The sequence below is a fragment of the Hydrogenophaga sp. genome, assembly GCF_048549895.1.
Lineage (GTDB): Bacteria > Pseudomonadota > Gammaproteobacteria > Burkholderiales > Burkholderiaceae_C > Hydrogenophaga.
Map to the genome: position 1 here is coordinate 1 of NZ_JBLYYB010000037.1, position 18,765 is coordinate 18,765.

At 64.1% G+C, this 18,765-nt stretch carries 13 protein-coding genes and 1 tRNA gene; all 14 read left to right on the forward strand.

Features of this window, described 5'->3' with window-relative positions; all coding sequences use genetic code 11:
- The 14 genes from ACN4F8_RS03045 (at position 1) to ACN4F8_RS03110 (ending at position 18,753) form a co-directional block, all read left to right on the forward strand.
- Positions 1–76: transfer RNA gene (locus ACN4F8_RS03045), tRNA-Trp, on the forward strand.
- A 143-nt stretch (positions 77–219) separates the two neighbouring features.
- Positions 220–603, forward strand: coding sequence for a preprotein translocase subunit SecE (secE, locus tag ACN4F8_RS03050; RefSeq protein ID WP_419472245.1), 384 nt, complete (start codon positions 220–222; stop codon positions 601–603).
- Positions 603–1,178: a transcription termination/antitermination protein NusG gene (gene nusG / locus ACN4F8_RS03055; RefSeq protein WP_056267420.1), complete on the forward strand. Its 576-nt coding sequence runs from the start codon at positions 603–605 to the stop codon at positions 1,176–1,178. The genes secE and nusG overlap by 1 nt, the downstream gene beginning before the upstream one ends.
- Positions 1,179–1,293: 115 nt before the next feature.
- A complete protein-coding gene (gene rplK / locus ACN4F8_RS03060) occupies positions 1,294–1,725 on the forward strand; it encodes a 50S ribosomal protein L11 (protein WP_056267423.1) in 432 nt (143 codons plus the stop codon).
- A complete protein-coding gene (gene rplA / locus ACN4F8_RS03065) occupies positions 1,726–2,421 on the forward strand; it encodes a 50S ribosomal protein L1 (protein ID WP_056267428.1) in 696 nt (231 codons plus the stop codon).
- Between the two features lie 255 nt (positions 2,422–2,676).
- A complete protein-coding gene (gene rplJ / locus ACN4F8_RS03070; RefSeq protein ID WP_069048047.1) occupies positions 2,677–3,204 on the forward strand; it encodes a 50S ribosomal protein L10 in 528 nt (175 codons plus the stop codon).
- A 42-nt stretch (positions 3,205–3,246) separates the two neighbouring features.
- Positions 3,247–3,621, forward strand: a complete 375-nt coding sequence (gene rplL, locus ACN4F8_RS03075; protein ID WP_419472246.1) for a 50S ribosomal protein L7/L12 — start codon at positions 3,247–3,249, stop codon at positions 3,619–3,621.
- A 309-nt stretch (positions 3,622–3,930) separates the two neighbouring features.
- Positions 3,931–8,055, forward strand: a complete 4,125-nt coding sequence (gene rpoB, locus ACN4F8_RS03080; protein WP_419472247.1) for a DNA-directed RNA polymerase subunit beta — start codon at positions 3,931–3,933, stop codon at positions 8,053–8,055.
- Between the two features lie 79 nt (positions 8,056–8,134).
- The gene (gene rpoC, locus ACN4F8_RS03085; protein WP_419472248.1) at positions 8,135–12,358 is read left to right on the forward strand and encodes a DNA-directed RNA polymerase subunit beta'; all 4,224 of its coding nucleotides are present in this window, start codon (positions 8,135–8,137) and stop codon (positions 12,356–12,358) included.
- Between the two features lie 240 nt (positions 12,359–12,598).
- Entirely contained in the window at positions 12,599–13,192 is a 594-nt protein-coding gene (locus ACN4F8_RS03090) for a LemA family protein (protein WP_419472249.1), read from the forward strand.
- 25 nt (positions 13,193–13,217) lie between these two features.
- Positions 13,218–14,276: a M48 family metalloprotease gene (locus ACN4F8_RS03095; RefSeq protein ID WP_419472250.1), complete on the forward strand. Its 1,059-nt coding sequence runs from the start codon at positions 13,218–13,220 to the stop codon at positions 14,274–14,276.
- Between the two features lie 48 nt (positions 14,277–14,324).
- Positions 14,325–15,722, forward strand: a complete 1,398-nt coding sequence (gene rsmB, locus ACN4F8_RS03100; RefSeq protein ID WP_419472251.1) for a 16S rRNA (cytosine(967)-C(5))-methyltransferase RsmB — start codon at positions 14,325–14,327, stop codon at positions 15,720–15,722.
- Positions 15,723–15,756: 34 nt separating this feature from the next.
- Complete coding sequence (locus ACN4F8_RS03105) at positions 15,757–16,464, forward strand: DUF4390 domain-containing protein (RefSeq protein WP_419472252.1); 708 nt, start codon at positions 15,757–15,759, stop codon at positions 16,462–16,464.
- Positions 16,465–16,500: 36 nt separating this feature from the next.
- Entirely contained in the window at positions 16,501–18,753 is a 2,253-nt protein-coding gene (locus ACN4F8_RS03110) for an ATP-binding protein (protein ID WP_419472253.1), read from the forward strand.
- Positions 18,754–18,765 lie beyond the last annotated feature (12 nt).

Sequence of the window (18,765 nt, forward strand, 5' to 3'; positions counted from 1 at the left end):
AGGGGTATAGCTCAATTGGCAGAGCGTCGGTCTCCAAAACCGAAGGTTGTAGGTTCGATTCCTACTGCCCCTGCCACCCAACAGGGAAGCCCGGAAGCGGATCCGGCCCTGCTGAGTGGTTGACAAGCCCACCGAAGTCGTCAAGACCTCTGGTGGGCTTGCGTGTCTCAAGCTTTCGGGTTTTGAGCGCGTTTTTTGAACAGTTTTGTCTGGATATCCATGGCCACCTCCGAAGTACAAACCGTCCACACCGGCGCCGACAAGGCCAAGCTGGCGGTTGCCATCGCGTTGCTGTTGGGCTCGTTTGTCGCTTTCTATTTGCTGTCGTCGCGCGGTGCCCTGGTGCAGTGGGGTGCGCTGATCGTGTTGCTGGGTGCGGCTGTGGTGGTGTTTGGCGTGTCCGAGTCGGGCAGGCAGTTGGTGGCCTTTGGTCGCGACTCCTGGCGTGAAGTAAAAAAGGTTGTCTGGCCTGCTCGCAAGGAAGCGATCCAGATGACGGCTTATGTGTTCGCCTTCGTGCTGGTGATGTCGCTCTTTCTGTGGCTCACCGACAAGACGGTCGAATGGCTGTTCTACGACCTGATCCTGGGCTGGAGAAAATAATGACCGAGCAAAACAGTCCCGTGACCGACGGTGTGGCCGCAGAAGGCATGCGCTGGTATGTGGTCCACGCCTACTCGGGCATGGAAAAAGCCGCAGAACGCAATATCGTCGAGCGCATCAACCGCGCCGGCATGCAAGACAAGTTTGGCCGCATCCTCGTGCCCACCGAAGAGGTGGTCGAGATGAAAAACGGCCAGCGCCGCACCACCGAACGCAAGTTTTTCCCCGGCTACGTGCTGGTGGAAATGGTGATGGACGACGACACATGGCACCTGGTGAAGCACACCAACAAGGTCACCGGCTTCGTGGGTGGTGCCAAGAATCGCCCGGCCCCGATCTCCGAGGAAGACGTTCAGAAGATCGTCAACCAGATGCAGGAAGGCACCGACAAGCCGCGCCACAAGGTGGAGTTCGTGGTGGGCGAGTACGTGCGTGTGAAGGAAGGCCCTTTCACCGACTTCAACGGCACGGTCGAAGAAGTCAACTACGAGAAGAACAAGATGCGCGTGTCGGTGACCATCTTCGGTCGTGCCACGCCGGTCGAACTCGAATTCAGCCAGGTCGAAAAAACCTGATTTTTTCAGGTGCTGGCGGGTCGGCCCGACGCCAGCGCTGCTGAAGTTTTCCGGGTCCCCAACCGCGAGGAGGTTGTCCACAGTGGCAACCGTCTGCACTCGCAGGAGCTAAAAAATGGCGAAAAAAATCGTCGGCTTCGTCAAGCTGCAAGTCCCAGCTGGCAAGGCCAACCCTTCCCCTCCGATCGGCCCGGCACTGGGTCAGCGCGGCCTGAACATCATGGAGTTCTGCAAGGCGTTCAACGCCCAGACCCAGGGCGTTGAGCCAGGTCTGCCGCTGCCCGTGGTGATCACGGCGTACGCGGACAAGAGCTTCACCTTCATCATCAAGACGCCGCCGGCGACCACCTTGATCAAGAAGGCGATCAAGCTCGACAAGGGCTCTTCGGTGCCCAACAAGAACAAGGTCGGCAAGATCACGCGCGCACAGCTCGAAGAGATCGCCAAGACCAAGATGAAAGACATGACCGCTGCCGATGTGGACGCTGCCGTGCGCACCATCGCCGGTTCGGCCCGCTCGATGGGCGTGATTGTGGAGGGCGTGTAAATGGCCAAGCTGACCAAAAAACAGAAAGCCTTCGAAGGCAAGGTCGACAGCAACAAGCTGTACGCCCTGACCGAAGCGATCGCCATCATCAAGGAATGCGCGAACGCCAAGTTTGACGAATCCATCGACGTGGCGATCCAGCTCGGCGTGGACGCCAAGAAATCCGACCAGGTCGTGCGTGGCGCCGTCGTGATGCCCAATGGCACCGGCAAGACCAAGCGCGTGGCTGTGTTCGCCCAAGGTGCCAAGGCCGAAGAAGCCAAGGCCGCCGGTGCCGACATCGTCGGCATGGACGACCTGGCTGCCGACATCAAGGCCGGCAACATGAACTTCGACGTGGTGATCGCTTCGCCGGACGCCATGCGCGTCGTCGGTACCCTGGGTCAGATCCTGGGTCCGCGCGGTTTGATGCCCAACCCGAAGGTCGGCACCGTGACGCCCGATGTGGCCCAGGCTGTGCGCAACGCCAAGGCTGGCCAGGTCCAGTTCCGTGTCGACAAGGCCGGCATCGTGCACGGCACCATCGGCCGCCGTTCGTTTGAAGCCGACAAGCTCCAGGGCAACCTGGTGGCCCTGCTCGACGCTCTGACCAAGGCCAAGCCAGCCACCAGCAAAGGTGTGTACCTGCGCAAGGTAGCGGTGTCGTCGACCATGGGTGTCGGCGTTCGTGTGGACATGCAATCCATCTCGGCGTAATCGCGAGAAAGAATTCGGGTGACGCAGGTTGCCCGGGTGTGGTGGGCCCAGGGGCCGGTTGTGATGACCGGTCCCCGGGGCCATCCAAGACCGTTGGTGTCGGATCAAGTTCTTTGGAATGCGGTCCGACTTAATTGTGACAAGCCAACGCAGATGGCGATCCCGCTGCAGATGGAACCCGTTCCGAAACAGTTGATCGCTGCAATGAGGCGTGTCTCAGGTCGTTGGACCGAAGACACATTTAAGGAGTAGACCTTGAGTCTGAATCGCAGTGAGAAAGAAGCGGTCATTTCCGAAGTGACCAGCCTCGCCGCAAAAGCTCAAACGCTCGTGATGGCGGAATACCGTGGCATCACGGTCGCGAACATGGACAAACTGCGCGTCACAGCCCGCAGCAACGGTGTGAGCCTGAGCGTGTTGAAAAACACCCTGGCCCGCCGCGCGGTTGCTGGCAGCGCATTTGAAGTGGCCGCCGACCAGATGACCGGTCCGCTGATCTATGGCTTCTCCGTCGATGCCGTGGCCGCCGCAAAAGTGGTGGCCGAGTTCGCGAAAACCAACGACAAGTTGGTCATTCGCGCCGGTGTGTACGGTGGCAAAGTCCTGGACGTCAATGGCGTGAAGCAGCTCGCAAGCATCCCTTCGAAAGAAGTGTTGCTGGCTCAGCTGTGTGGCTTGCTGATGTCGCCCATGTCGCGTACGGCCGTTGTGCTGGGCGCGCTGGCGGCGAAAAAAGGCGAAGGCGCTGCCCCTGTGGCAGCCGAAGAAGCGGCTGCTGCCTGAGTGGCGCGCACCGTTCGTTCAACCAATTGTTAGGAAATCAAAATGGCATTCGATAAAGACGCATTTTTGACCGCGCTGGACAGCATGACGGTCATGGAACTCAACGACCTGGTGAAAGCCATCGAAGAGAAGTTTGGCGTGAGCGCAGCCGCCATGGCCGCACCCGCAGCCGGTGGTGGCGGTGCTGCTGCTGTTGCTGAAGAGAAGACCGAGTTCAACGTCGTGCTGCTCGAAGCCGGCGCCAACAAGGTTTCGGTCATCAAGGCCGTTCGCGAAATCACCGGTCTGGGCCTGAAAGAAGCCAAAGACCTGGTCGATGGCGCACCGAAGAACGTGAAAGAAGCGATTGCCAAGGCCGACGCCGACGCAGCCGTGAAGAAGCTGGTGGAAGCCGGCGCCAAGGCCGAGCTGAAGTAATTCGCTCGTTCCCCGAGGCTGGAGTGCTCGCAAGGGCCTCCAGCCTTCTGTGCTTTCAGAGCGCACTCAAAAGCCCGGTCGCAGACCCCGCTTTTGAATGTTTTGTTGAAACACCGGCAAGCAAATTCCATGAGTTTGTTTACCAGTGTTTTCTGACCCCGACTGCAGAAAACGACTTGGTTCGGGCCTGTGTGCAACGCACAGGCCGTCCGCCAATGGTTGGTAGAGGCCAGCCACCAAGAAAGCCACCAGGAATCCGTCCCCCTGGTAGGCAAGACAGTCGCCGCAGACCTCAAGCCCGGAGATCTCATGGCCCCAGCATCGAAATACTCATACACCGAACGCAAACGCATCCGCAAGAGCTTTGGTACCCGCGAAAACGTTCTCGCGATTCCCTACCTGTTGCAGATGCAGAAGGACGCTTACACCGCGTTCCTGCAAGCCGACAACGCGCCGAAAAAGCGCACCAACGAGGGCCTGCAGGCGGCGTTTGAAGCCGCTTTCCCCATCGTCTCCCACAACGGTTTTGTGGAGATGAAGTTCGTTGAGTACAACCTGGCCAAGCCGGCTTTTGACGTGCGTGAATGCCAGACCCGTGGTCTGACCTTCGCATCCGCTGTGCGCGCCCGCGTGCAGCTCATCATCTATGACCGCGAGTCCTCGACCGCGCAGTCCAAGGTGATCAAGGAAGTGAAAGAGCAAGAGGTCTACATGGGCGAAGTGCCCCTGATGACCGAGAAGGGCTCCTTCATCATCAACGGCACCGAGCGCGTGATCGTGTCGCAGCTGCACCGTTCGCCCGGTGTGTTCTTCGAACACGACAAGGGCAAGACGCACAGCTCGGGCAAGCTGTTGTTCTCCGCTCGCATCATTCCCTACCGCGGTTCCTGGCTCGACTTCGAATTCGATCCCAAGGACGTGCTGTTCTTCCGGGTTGACCGTCGCCGCAAGATGCCGGTCACCATCCTGCTCAAGGCCATCGGCCTGACGCCGGAAACCATCCTGGCCAACTTCTTCGTCAACGACCACTTCCGTGTGATGGACAGCGGCGCGCAGATGGCATTCGTGCCCGAGCGCCTGCGCGGTGAAGTCGCCCGTTTCGACATCACCGACAAGGCCGGCAAGGTCGTGGTCGCGAAAGACAAGCGCATCACCGTGCGCCACACCCGCGAGCTCGAGCAGTCGGGCACCACGCACATCAGCGTGCCCGAAGACTTCATGATCGGTCGCGTGGTGGCGCGCAACATCGTGGACGAGGACACCGGCGAGATCATCGCCAAGGCCAACGAAGAGTTGACCGAAGTGCTGCTGAAGAAACTGCGCACCGCCGGTGTGCAGGACCTGCAGTGCCTCTACACCAACGAACTCGACCAGGGTGCCTACATCTCGCAGACCCTGCGCATCGACGAAACCGCCGACGAGTTCGCAGCGCGCGTGGCCATCTACCGCATGATGCGCCCCGGCGAGCCGCCAACCGAAGACGCGGTGCAGGCCCTGTTCCACCGCCTGTTCTACAACCCGGACACGTACGACCTGTCGCGCGTGGGCCGCATGAAATTCAACGCCCGCGTGGGTCGCGACGAATCCACTGGCCCGATGGTGCTGTCCAACGAAGACATCCTGGCTGTGGTCAAGATCCTCGTGGACCTGCGCAACGGCCGTGGCGAAGTCGACGACATCGACCACCTGGGCAACCGCCGCGTGCGCTGCGTCGGCGAACTCGCCGAGAACCAGTACCGCACCGGTCTGGCGCGTATCGAAAAAGCCGTGAAAGAGCGTCTGGGCCAGGCCGAGCAAGAGCCGCTGATGCCGCACGACCTGATCAACTCCAAGCCGATTTCCGCGGCTTTGAAGGAGTTCTTCGGTGCGTCGCAGCTGTCGCAGTTCATGGACCAGACCAACCCGCTGGCCGAGATCACCCACAAGCGCCGCGTGTCGGCCCTTGGCCCGGGCGGTCTGACCCGCGAGCGCGCCGGCTTCGAGGTGCGCGACGTGCACGTGACCCACTACGGTCGCGTCTGCCCGATCGAGACGCCTGAAGGCCCGAACATCGGTCTGATCAACTCGCTGGCTCTCTACGCTCGCCTGAACGAGTACGGTTTCATTGAAACCCCGTACCGCCGCGTGATCGAAGGCAAGGTCACGAACCAGATCGACTATCTGTCGGCCATCGAAGAAGGCAAGTACGTCATCGCGCAGGCCAACGCCACGCTCGACGGCGAAGGCCGCCTGACCGGTGACCTGGTCTCTGCGCGTGAAAAAGGCGAGTCGATCCTGACGCCGTCCGACACCATCCAGTACATGGACGTGTCGCCAGCGCAGATCGTCTCGGTGGCGGCATCTTTGGTGCCGTTCCTCGAGCACGACGATGCGAACCGCGCGCTGATGGGCGCCAACATGTCGCGCCAGGCCGTGCCTGTGCTGCGTCCTGAAAAACCGCTGGTGGGCACCGGTATCGAGCGCGTCGCCGCGATCGACTCCGGCACCGTGGTGACCGCCACCCGTGGCGGCAAGGTCGACTACGTGGACGCGACCCGCATCGTGGTGCGCGTGAACGACGCTGAAGCGGTGGCCGGTGAAGTGGGTGTGGACATCTACAACCTCATCAAGTACCAGCGTTCGAACCAGAACACCAACATCCACCAGCGCCCCATCGTGAAGAAGGGCGACCTGCTGGCCAAGGGTGACGTGATCGCCGACGGCGCGTCGACCGACCTGGGCGAGATCTCGATCGGCCAGAACATGCTGATCGCTTTCATGCCCTGGAACGGCTACAACTTCGAAGATTCGATCCTGATCTCCGAAAAGGTGGTGTCCGAAGACCGCTACACCTCGATCCACATCGAGGAACTGGTGGTGATGGCACGCGACACCAAGCTGGGCGCGGAAGAAATCACCCGCGACATCCCCAACCTGGCCGAGCAACAGCTCAACCGCCTGGACGACTCCGGCATCATCTACGTGGGCGCCGAAGTGCTGCCCGGCGACGTGCTGGTGGGCAAGGTCACGCCCAAGGGCGAGACCACGCTCACGCCCGAAGAGAAGCTGCTGCGCGCGATCTTCGGCGAGAAGGCTTCCGACGTGAAGGACACCTCGCTGCGCGTGGACCAGGGCTCGCAAGGCACCGTGATCGACGTGCAGGTGTTCACCCGCGAAGGCATCACCCGCGACAAGCGCGCCCAGCAGATCATCGACGACGAGCTCAAGCGTTTCCGCCTGGACCTGAACGACCAGCTGCGCATCGTGGAAGCCGACGCGTTCGACCGGATCGAGAAGCTGCTGATCGGCAAGCTGGCCAACGGTGGCCCGAAGAAGCTGTCCAAGGGCACGACCATCGACAAGGCCTACCTGGACGACGTCGAGAAGTACCACTGGTTCGACATCCGCCCGGCCGACGAGACCGTGGCGGCCCAGCTGGAGTCCATCAAGAACTCGATGGAGCAGACGCGCCACAGCTTCGACCTCGCGTTCGAAGAAAAGCGCAAGAAGCTCACGCAGGGCGACGAACTGCCGGCTGGCGTGCTCAAGATGGTCAAGGTCTACCTGGCCGTCAAGCGCCGCCTGCAGCCCGGTGACAAGATGGCCGGCCGCCACGGCAACAAGGGTGTGGTCTCCAAGATCGTGCCCGTGGAAGACATGCCCTACATGGCTGACGGCACCCCTGCGGACATCGTGCTCAACCCGCTGGGCGTGCCTTCGCGCATGAACGTGGGCCAGGTGCTCGAAGTCCACCTGGGCTGGGCCGCCAAGGGCCTGGGCCAGCGCATCGGCGACATGCTGCAAGCCGAAGCCAAGGTCTCCGAACTGCGCGGTTTCCTCGACACCATCTACAACCAGGCCGGCAAGAAAGAAGCGCTGGGCAACCTGAGCGACGCCGAAGTGGTCGAGATGGCCGAGAACCTCACCACCGGTGTGCCATTCGCCACCCCGGTGTTCGATGGTGCTTCGGAAGACGAGATCCGCACCATGCTCAAGCTGGCGTATCCGGACGACATTGCCGAGATCAAGGGCTTGACCGCCACCCGCACCCAGGCACAGCTGTACGACGGCCGCACGGGTGACGCCTTCGAGCGCAAGACCACCGTGGGTTACATGCACTTCCTGAAGCTGCACCACCTGGTCGACGACAAGATGCACGCCCGTTCGACCGGCCCGTACTCGCTCGTCACCCAGCAGCCGCTGGGCGGCAAGGCGCAGTTCGGTGGCCAGCGTTTCGGCGAGATGGAGGTGTGGGCGCTGGAAGCCTACGGAGCCTCGTACATCCTGCAGGAAATGCTCACCGTCAAGTCGGACGACGTGCAGGGTCGCACCAAGGTCTACGAGAGCATCGTCAAGGGCGAGCACACGATCGACGCCGGCATGCCCGAGTCGTTCAACGTGCTGGTCAAGGAGATCCGCTCGCTCGGTATCGATATTGAGCTTGAGCGGTCCTGAGACCTTGTGGGACAGACCAATGAATTGCACAGCAATTTTTGCTCTGTCCTCAACTGATTAACGATTTGGAAAGAGTCACATGAAATCTTTGCTCGACCTGTTCAAACAGTTCACACCCGACGAACACTTCGATGCCATCCGCATCGGCCTGGCCTCGCCGGAAAAAATCCGCTCGTGGTCCTTCGGTGAAGTCAAGAAGCCCGAGACCATCAACTACCGCACGTTCAAACCCGAGCGCGACGGCCTGTTCTGCGCCAAGATCTTCGGCCCCATCAAGGACTACGAATGCCTGTGCGGCAAGTACAAGCGTTTGAAGCACCGTGGTGTCATCTGCGAGAAGTGCGGCGTTGAAGTCACGCAGACCAAGGTGCGCCGCGAGCGCATGGGCCACATCGACCTGGCCGCGCCTTGCGCCCACATCTGGTTCCTGAAATCGCTGCCATCGCGTCTGGGCCTGATCCTGGACATGACGCTGCGCGACATCGAACGCGTGCTGTACTTCGAAGCCTACGTGGTGACCGACCCCGGCATGACCCCGCTGAAGAAGTTCGGCATCATGTCCGAGGACGACTATGACGCCAAGCGCAAGGAATTCGGCGACGAGTTCGTGGCCAAGATGGGCGCCGAAGGCATCAAGGAACTGCTGCAAGCGATCGACCTCGACATCGAGATCGAAAAGCTGCGCAACGACCTGACCGGCTCCGAGCTCAAGATCAAGAAGAACGCCAAGCGCCTCAAAGTGCTGGAAGCCTTCAAGAAGTCGGGCATCAAGCCCGAGTGGATGGTGCTCGACGTGCTGCCGGTTCTGCCGCCGGACCTGCGTCCGCTGGTGCCCCTGGACGGTGGCCGCTTTGCCACCTCCGACCTGAACGACCTGTACCGCCGCGTCATCAACCGCAACTCGCGTCTGCGCCGCCTGCTGGAGCTGAAGGCTCCTGAAATCATCGCGCGCAACGAGAAGCGCATGCTGCAGGAAGCGGTTGATTCGTTGCTGGACAACGGCCGCCGTGGCAAGGCCATGACGGGCGCCAACAAGCGCGCGCTCAAGTCGCTGGCCGACATGATCAAGGGCAAGAGCGGTCGTTTCCGCCAGAACTTGCTGGGCAAGCGCGTCGACTACTCGGGCCGTTCGGTCATCGTGGTCGGCCCAACGCTCAAGCTGCACCAGTGCGGCCTGCCCAAGCTGATGGCCCTGGAGCTGTTCAAGCCCTTCATCTTCTCGCGCCTGGAAGCCATGGGCATCGCGACCACCATCAAGGCCGCGAAGAAGGAAGTCGAAGCCGGCACGCCGGTGGTGTGGGACATCCTGGAAGAGGTGATCAAAGAGCACCCGGTGATGCTCAACCGCGCACCCACGCTGCACCGCCTGGGCATCCAGGCGTTCGAGCCCATCCTGATCGAAGGCAAGGCGATCCAGCTGCACCCCTTGGTCTGCGCTGCGTTCAACGCCGACTTCGACGGTGACCAGATGGCCGTTCACGTGCCGCTGTCGGTGGAAGCGCAGATCGAAGCGCGCACCCTGATGCTGGCCTCGAACAACATCCTGTTCCCCGCCAACGGCGAGCCGTCCATCGTGCCGTCGCAAGACGTGGTGCTGGGTCTGTACTACGCCACCCGCGACCGCATCAACGCCAAGGGCGAGGGCATGATCTTTGCCGACCTGTCCGAGCTGCAGCGTGCGCTGGACAACGGCGTGGTGGAAATCACCGCCAAGATCAGCGTGCGCCTGACCCAGCAGACGCTGGACAAGGCCACGGGTGAATGGACGTCGTCGACCTCGCTGGTGGACACCACCGTGGGCCGTGCGCTGCTCTCCGAGATCCTGCCGCGTGGTCTGCCTTTCGACGTGCTGAACAAGCCGCTGAAGAAGAAGGAAATCTCGCGCCTGATCAACACCTCGTTCCGCAAGTGCGGCCTGAAGGAAACCGTGGTGTTCGCCGACAAGCTGTTGCAAAACGGCTTCCGTCTGGCCACGCGCGCCGGTATCTCGATCGCTGTGGACGACATGCTGGTGCCCAAGGAGAAGCCGGCCATCATCGACCGCGCCGAAAACGAGGTGAAGGAAATCGCCCAGCAGTACGCCTCCGGTCTGGTGACCGCAGGTGAGCGTTACAACAAGGTGGTGGACATCTGGGGCAAGGCCGGTGACGAGATCTCGAAGGTCATGATGGCCCAGCTGGCCAAGCAGAAGACCACCGATCGCCATGGCAAGGAAGTGGATCAGGAGTCGTTCAACTCCATCTACATGATGGCCGACTCGGGTGCGCGTGGTTCTGCTGCGCAGATCCGCCAGCTCGCCGGCATGCGCGGCCTGATGGCCAAGCCCGACGGCTCCATCATCGAGACCCCCATCACGGCGAACTTCCGTGAAGGCCTCAACGTGTTGCAGTACTTCATCTCGACCCACGGCGCTCGCAAAGGCCTGGCCGACACGGCACTGAAAACCGCGAACTCGGGCTACCTCACGCGCCGCCTGGTGGACGTGACGCAGGACCTGGTGGTCAACACCCAGGACTGCGGCACCACCAACGGCACGCTGATGCGCGCCATCGTTGAAGGCGGTGAGGTCATCGAATCGCTGCGCGACCGCATCCTGGGCCGCACCACGGCCGAGGAAGTGACGCACCCCGAGACCCGTGCCCTGCTGGTGCCTGCCGGCGAGATGCTCGACGAAGACATGCTCGACATGCTGGAAGCCGCCGCGGTCGACGAGGTGAAAGTGCGCACCGCACTGACCTGCGAAACCCGCTTCGGCATCTGCGCCAAGTGCTACGGCCGCGACCTGGGCCGTGGTGGTCTGGTCAACATCGGTGAAGCGGTCGGCGTGATCGCCGCGCAGTCCATCGGTGAACCCGGCACGCAGCTGACCATGCGCACCTTCCACATCGGTGGTGCGGCGTCGCGTGCGGCGGTGGCCTCCAGCGTGGAAGCCAAGTCCAGCGGCGTGATCGGCTTCAACGCCACCATGCGCTACGTGACCAACACCAAGGGCGAACTGGTGGTGATCTCGCGCTCCGGCGAAATCATCATCCACGACGAACATGGTCGTGAGCGCGAGCGCCACAAGGTGCCGTACGGTGCGATCTTGTCGGTGAAAGCCGATCAGAACATCAAGGCCGGCGCCATCCTGGCGAACTGGGACCCGCTCACCCGCCCGATCATCACGGAATTCGCCGGTCAGGTGCGTTTCGAGAACGTCGAGGAAGGCCTCACCGTGGCCAAGCAGGTGGACGATGTCACCGGTCTGTCGACCCTGGTGGTGATCGATCCGAAGCGCCGCGGCGTGGCCAAGGTCGTGCGTCCGCAGGTCAAGCTGATCGACGGGCAAGGCAACGAAGTGAAGATCCCGGGCACCGACCACTCGGTGACCATCGGCTTCCAGATCGGTTCGTTGATCCAGGTGCGCGACGGCATGGACGTGGGCCCTGGCGAGGTGCTCGCCCGCATTCCTGTGGAAGGTCAGAAGACGCGCGACATCACCGGCGGTCTGCCGCGTGTGGCCGAGCTGTTCGAAGCCCGCAGCCCGAAAGACAAGGGCATGCTGGCCGAGATGACCGGTACCGTGTCGTTCGGCAAGGAAACCAAGGGCAAGGTTCGCCTGCAGATCACCGACCCCGAAGGCAAGGTGTGGGACGACCTCATCCCCAAGGAGAAGAACATCCTGGTGCACGAGGGCCAGGTGGTCAACAAGGGCGAGAGCGTGGTGGACGGCCCGGCCGATCCGCAAGACATCCTGCGCCTGCTGGGCATGGAAGAGCTGGCCCGCTACATCGTCGACGAAGTGCAGGACGTTTACCGCCTGCAGGGCGTGAAGATCAACGACAAGCACATCGAGGTGATCGTTCGCCAGATGCTGCGCCGTGTGGTCGTGGACAGCGTGGGTGATTCGAGCTACATCGCCGGTGAGCAGGTCGAGCGTTCGGAGATCCTCAACACCAACGACGCATTGCGCGCCGAAGGCAAGCTGCCAGCGGTGTTCAGCAACATCCTGCTGGGTATCACCAAGGCGTCGCTGTCGACCGACTCGTTCATCTCGGCGGCTTCCTTCCAGGAAACCACCCGGGTGCTGACCGAGGCGGCCATCATGGGCAAGCGCGACGAGCTGCGGGGTCTGAAGGAAAACGTGATCGTGGGTCGCTTGATCCCGGCCGGTACCGGCATGGCTTACCACGAGGCGCGCAAGGTCAAGGAGAAGATGGACGACGAAGAACGCCGTGCCATCGCCGAGGCCGATGCCGTGTCGCTGGCGGCCGATCAGGCCGAGCAGGCCGACGCGTCCAGCGCGAACGAGTCCGCTGAATAATAGGGCCCTCCCCCGCGGCGCTGCGCGCCACCCTCTCAAGGGGGCAACACCTGCGGCCCGGCAAAGCCGGTTCCGCGGTGTTTCTGGGTTGAACACCCTTCGCGCCGTCGAATCTTCAGAAGCCTCCAGTCATCCGACCGGGGGCTTTTTTCATGGTGGCGTCCCGCGCGTGGGCCGAGGGCCACGGGTATATTGGCTCGGCCTGCCGGGGGGCGGGGTCGCATACAAGGAGTGCCGGAGATGTCCGTTTCGCTGTGGGTGTTGCTGGGGGTGGGGCTTGCTGTGTTTTTCTGGGGAGTGGGTGCCTACAACCGCCTGGTTCGGCTGAAGAACGCCATCGCCAACGCATTTGGTCAGATCGATGTGCAGCTCAAGCGGCGCTACGACCTGATTCCCAACCTGGTGGAGGTGGCGCGCAAGTACCTGGCCCACGAGTCTCAGACGCTGGAGGCGGTGATCGCTGCACGCAACCAGGCCAAAACGGCCGAACAGACGGCGGCCGGCAGCCCGCTCAACGCGGGGGCGCTGGGTGCCCTGGTCGGCGCTGAACAACTGCTGGGGGGTGCTCTGGGCCGGCTGTTTGCCGTGGCCGAGGCCTACCCCGATCTCAAGGCCGACCAGAACATGCGCGAACTCAGCGAAGAGCTCTCCAGCACCGAAAACCGCATCGGGTTTGCGCGCCAGGCGTACAACGACAACGTGCTCGAGTTCAACGATGCGGCGGCCCAGTTCCCCACGCTGATCGTGGCGCGGCTGTTCAACTTTGTGCCGCAGGCCATGCTGGAGTCCACCACCAGCGACGTGGAGCGCCAGCCCGTGAAGGTCGAGTTCTGAAGCCAGATCCACAGCGGCTCCGGGCATGCGGTTCTTCGAATTCCAGCGCGAGGCACGTGGCGAGACCGCACGCCTGCTGCTGGCTTTCGGGGTCACGGTCCTGCTGCTGCTGTTCGCCGTCAACGCCATGTTGGCGCTGGCCTGGGGCCTGAGCTGGGGTTTCTGGATGCCGGGCGGCCTGAGCTTCCCGCGCTACTTTTTTGAGGTCAACACCGCTGTCACGCTGTTGTTTGTGTTGGGCGGCTGGTGGGTGGAAACCTCGCGCCTGAGCGAGGGTGGTGGTGTGCGCCTGGCCGAGCAGCTGGGCGCGCGGCTGGCGCAGCCCTCGGGCAACTTCGACGAGCAACGCTTTTGCAACATCGTTGACGAGATGGCGATCGCTTCCAATGTGCAGCGGCCGCAGGCCATGGTGATGGCGCGCGACCAGGGCATCAACGCGTTTGCGGCCGGCTGGGACGAGGACGACTCGGTGGTGGCGGTCACCCAGGGTGCGCTGGAGTACCTCACGCGCGAGGAGCTGCAGGGGCTGGTGGCGCACGAGTTCAGCCACATCGGGGAGGGCGACACGCGTTTGAACATGCGGCTGGTGGGCATGGTGTTTGGTCTGGAGATGCTCTACCGCATGGGCCAGGCGCTGTTCGAGCCCGACACCAAGGACCGGCGCATGGCCGCCGCACTCATCGGCCTGGCCGTCATGGCCGCGGGTTGGTTGGGCTGGGTGGCGGGCCATGCCTTGCAGGCGGCGGTGTCGCGCCAGCGCGAGCTGCTGGCGGATGCGCGGGCCGTGCAATGGACGCGCAGCCGCGACGGCCTGGGCGGTGTGCTGCGCAAGGCATTGACGCAGCAGAACGACGGCGTGGAGACGCGCACCGTGGGGTCGGTGGTGCAGCACATGCTGCTGGTGGCCAACGAGTCGGGCAAGGTCGCGGGCTGGTTCGATTCGCACCCGCCGCTGACCGAGCGGATTCGACGCATCTACGGTCGCAACCCGGGTCCGCTGCCGCTGCATCGGGAAACACCGGTTGATGCGGCTCCTGCAGCCGATGCCCCCGGCCAGGACGCACCGGGCTGGACGCTGATCTGACGAGCCCTCGCGGCAGGCTGTGCTGGTACCCTCACCGGTCCCACACCTTTGTCCGGAACCCGCTTGACCGCCTCGGCCGCCCCTTCCTCACCCGCCTCTCGCCCACCCGGCGCACCGCTGGGCCCCAGCCTGGCCACCCAGTTGCGCCACACGGCGCGTTGCGTGCGGGCGGTGGAGCAAGGGCAGTCGCTCAGCGACGTGTTGCCGCAGGTCGCGTCCGAACTGCGCCCGGGTGTGCAGGCCCTCACGTTCCATGTGTTGCGCCATCTGGGCACCGCCCGCGCGCTGGTGGAGCAACTGGTCCAGCGCAAGCCCGAAGCGGCGGTGCAGGCCCTGTTGTGCAGCGCTCTGAGCCTGATGCTGGAAGACGCCGAAGCGGGCTCCTCCAGCGGCTTGCACTACGCGGCCCACACCGTGGTCAATCAGGCAGTGGACGCAGCGCGGCAAGACCGAGGCACCGCGCGCCAGGCGGCCTTCATCAACGCCTGCCTGCGCCGCTTTCTGCGCGAGCGCCCGGCGCTGCTGGCTGCGGCCATGCGCCTTCCGGTGGCGCGCTGGAACCACCCGCTGTGGTGGATCGAGCGCCTGCAGCGCGACCATCCCGAGCACTGGCAGGCCATCCTGAAGGCCAACAACCAGCCCGGCCCCATGACGCTGCGCGTCAACCGCCGCCGGGTGGAGCGCGCTGCGTACCAGCAGGCCTTGCTGGCCATCGGCGTGGCGTCCACCCCCGTGGGGGCGGACGGCCTGGTGCTCGACGCGCCGCAGCCAGTGACGCGCCTGCCGGGCTTTGCGCAGGGCCATTGCTCGGTGCAGGATGCCGCCGCCCAGTTGGCTGCGGCGCTGCTGCTCGAAGGCCGCAACTGGAGCACCGCCGACCGCGTGCTTGACGCCTGCGCAGCGCCCGGTGGCAAAACCGCCCACCTGCTGGAGCGCGCCGACGTGAGCCTGCTGGCGCTGGACGTGGACGCCCACCGCTGCGAGCGTGTCGACGACACCTTGAAGCGCCTGAGGTTGAGCGCCGAGGTGCGCTGCGCCGATGCGGCCAAGCCCGCCACCTGGTGGGACGGCCAGCCGTTCGACGCCATCCTGCTCGATGCGCCGTGCACTGCCTCCGGCATCGTGCGCCGCCACCCCGATGTGCGCTGGCTGCGCCGAGCCAGCGACGTGGATCAGCTCGTCAAAGTGCAGCGCGGACTGCTGGAAGCGCTCTGGCCCTTGCTCAAACCGGGCGGGCGCCTGGTCTACGCCACCTGCTCGGTTTTCCGGGCCGAGGGCGCTGAGCAGGTGCAAGCGTTCCTTGAGCGCCACACCAATGCGGTGCATCGACCCTCTCCAGGCCATTTGCTGCCCGCATCAGCCGCTGTGCAAGGGCAGTTCAACGACAATCCGGTGGGTGGATATGACGGATTTTTTTACACCTGCCTCGACAAGGCCGCGCCTTGACCTGTCACCGCGCCAGACGCGGTGGGTGGGTGTCATGAAGGCATCCTGGGTGGGCCGGCTCTTCGCCGTGTGGGTGCTTGCCCTGTGCCTCGCAGCGCAAGCCCAGACGCAGAAACCCCAGGTCTTCCAGCTCAATCTGCAGCGCACGACCGAAGCGCTGTACCTGTCCGCCCGCATGGAGCTGTCGCCAGAGCAGGTGGTGGAGGAGACGCTGCTCAAGTCGGTGCCGCTGTATTTCGTCTGGCAGGCCGACGTCTACCGCGAGCGCTGGTATTGGGCCGACCGCCGCATCGCCAGCGTCACTCGCACCCTGCGCCTGGCGTACCAACCGCTCACCCGGCGCTGGCGCGTGAGCCTGTCCAACGACGCCGGCGCCATCGCCGGTGGGGCCGGGCTGCAGTACGCCCTGCACCAGAACTACGACTCGCTCGCCGATGCGCTGGCCGGTGTGGGGCGGGTCACCCGCTGGAAGATCGCCGAGGCGGCGCGCCTGTCCACCGACGAGGACCACTACCTCGAATTTGCCTTCCGCCTGGACCTGTCCTTGCTGCCACGCCCGTTCCAGATCGGAATCGGCAACCAGCGGGAATGGAACATCGAGGTGCGTGACCGGATCAACGTGCCGCAGCGCGTCGAGCCCGACCGGCCACCAGCGCCCGCTGCCCCGGCGGGCGAGAGCGTGGAGGTGCCGCCCAACGCCAGCGCCCGGATCGATGCGGAAGCCACAGCCCCCGTGCGCTGACGTCGACGCGCGTCAGCGTGCCCACTGCCCACCACCGTGAACCCAGACAGCACCCTTTCCAACCCACGCAAGCGGCCCGGGGCTGTGCGCTGGGCCATCGGTGCCGGCATCGTTTTCATGACCGGTGTCGGCATGGTGCTGCTGTTTCTGCTCACCCTGGCCACACGCAACCGCGCGCTCTACGAACAAAACTTCGGCTGGCTGGTGGCCATCAACGTGGCGGTGGCGGGCTTTCTGCTGCTGGTCATCGTGTGGCTGGGTGTGCGGCTGTCCATGCGGTTCAGGCGCGGCAAGTTCGGCAGCCGCCTGCTGATCAAGCTGGCGGCCATCATCGGGCTGGTCGGCGTGCTGCCCGGCCTGCTCATCTACACCGTGTCGTACCAGTTTGTCTCGCGCTCCATCGAGAGCTGGTTCGACGTGCGCGTGGAGTCGGCACTGGCCGCCGGCCTGAACCTGGGGCGTACCACGCTGGACACGCTCGCCGCCGACCTCAGCAGCAAGACCCGGGTGGCCGCCGAGGGCCTGGGACGCACACCCAATTCGTCGGCTGTGCTGGCGCTGGAGCGCCTGCGTGAACAGCTCGGCGTGACCGACCTCATTCTCTGGAGCGCCTCGGGTCAGGCGCTGGGCAGCTCGGGCCTGTCGCGCTTTGACCTCAGCCCCGAACGACCCAGTGCCGCCCAGTTGCGCAGTGTTCGGAGCTCGCGCGTGGTGGCGCAGATCGAAGGACTGGACGAAGGCACCGACGGCGAGATGGAGGCGGTGATCGCCGCCGGCCAGGCGCGCATCAAGGTGCTGGCGCTGGTCAGTCCGCCCAGCTTCGGCTTCAACACCGAGCCGCGTTTTTTGCAGGTGGTGGCTCCCCTGCCCGCTGCGCTGGTGTCCGACGCGCTGGCGGTGCAACTTGCCAACCGCGAGTACCAGGAACGCGCCCTGGCGCGCGAGGGCCTGCGGCGCATGTACATCGGCACGCTCACGCTGGCGCTGTTCCTGGCCGTGTTCGGCGCGGTGCTGCTGGCGGTGTTGCTGGGCAACCAGCTGATCCGCCCGCTGCTGGTGCTGGCCGAGGGCATGCGCGAAGTGGCCACTGGCGACCTCTCGCCCAAGAAATCGCTCACCTCGCGCGATGAGCTCGCCGGACTCACCCGCACCTTCGCGCTCATGACGCAAGACCTCTCGGACGCACGCGCCGCCGTGCAGCAAAGCATGGAGCAGGTGGACGCCGCGCGCGACAACCTGCAGACCATCCTGGACAACCTCACCGCTGGCGTCGTGGTGCTCGACCAGCAGGGCCGCCTGCAAAGCGTCAACCCCGGCGCCGCGCGCATCCTGCGCACACCGCTCAACCTGCACATGGGCCAGCCCCTGGCCACCGTGCCCGGGCTGGAAACGTTTTCGTCCGCGGTGCTGCAGCAGTTCGAACGATTTCTGTCCGACCAGACCCCGCACGAAGGTGGCTACTGGCAGCAGTCGTTTGAACTCAGCGCCAACGGCACGACGCCGTTCGACGAAGGCATCACGCTCATCGCGCGCGGCGCGCTGCTGCCCAACAACGAGCGCCTGCTGGTGTTCGACGACGTGTCCGAAATGGTCTCGGCCCAGCGCGCCAAGGCCTGGGGCGAGGTGGCGCGGCGCCTGGCGCACGAGATCAAGAATCCGCTCACGCCCATCCAGCTCTCGGCCGAGCGCCTGGCCATGAAGCTCGACGGCAAGGTGCAACCTGCCGAGCAGGCCATCCTCAACAAATCGGTGCGCACCATCGTCGACCAGGTCGACGCCATGAAGCGCCTGGTCAACGAGTTCCGCGACTACGCCCGCCTGCCCGCTGCGCAGCTGCAACCGGTCGATCTCAATGCGCTGGCGCGCGACATCCTCTCGCTCTACGACAACGCCGCCGTGCCCGTGCGCCTGGAAGCCGCCGACGACCTGCCGCTGGCGCAGGCCGATCCGCAGCAGGTGCGCCAGATCCTGCACAACCTGGTGCAAAACGCCCAGGACGCCATGGCCGGCGTGCCCGATGCGCAGGTGCTGCTGCGCACCCGCTGCTCCGACTCTGGCCAGTGGGTGCGCCTCTCGGTGCTCGACCAGGGCCCCGGTTTTGCCGAGCACATCCTCAAGCGCGCGTTCGAGCCTTATGTGACGACCAAAGTCAAAGGCACCGGGCTGGGCCTGGCCGTGGTCAAGAAAATCATGGACGAGCACGGCGGACGCGTGGACCTCAGCAACCGTGTGACCGATGGCAAGGTGGTCGGCGCGCAAGTGTCGTTATCATTCGCGGTTGCGAATTGACAACAAGTACCG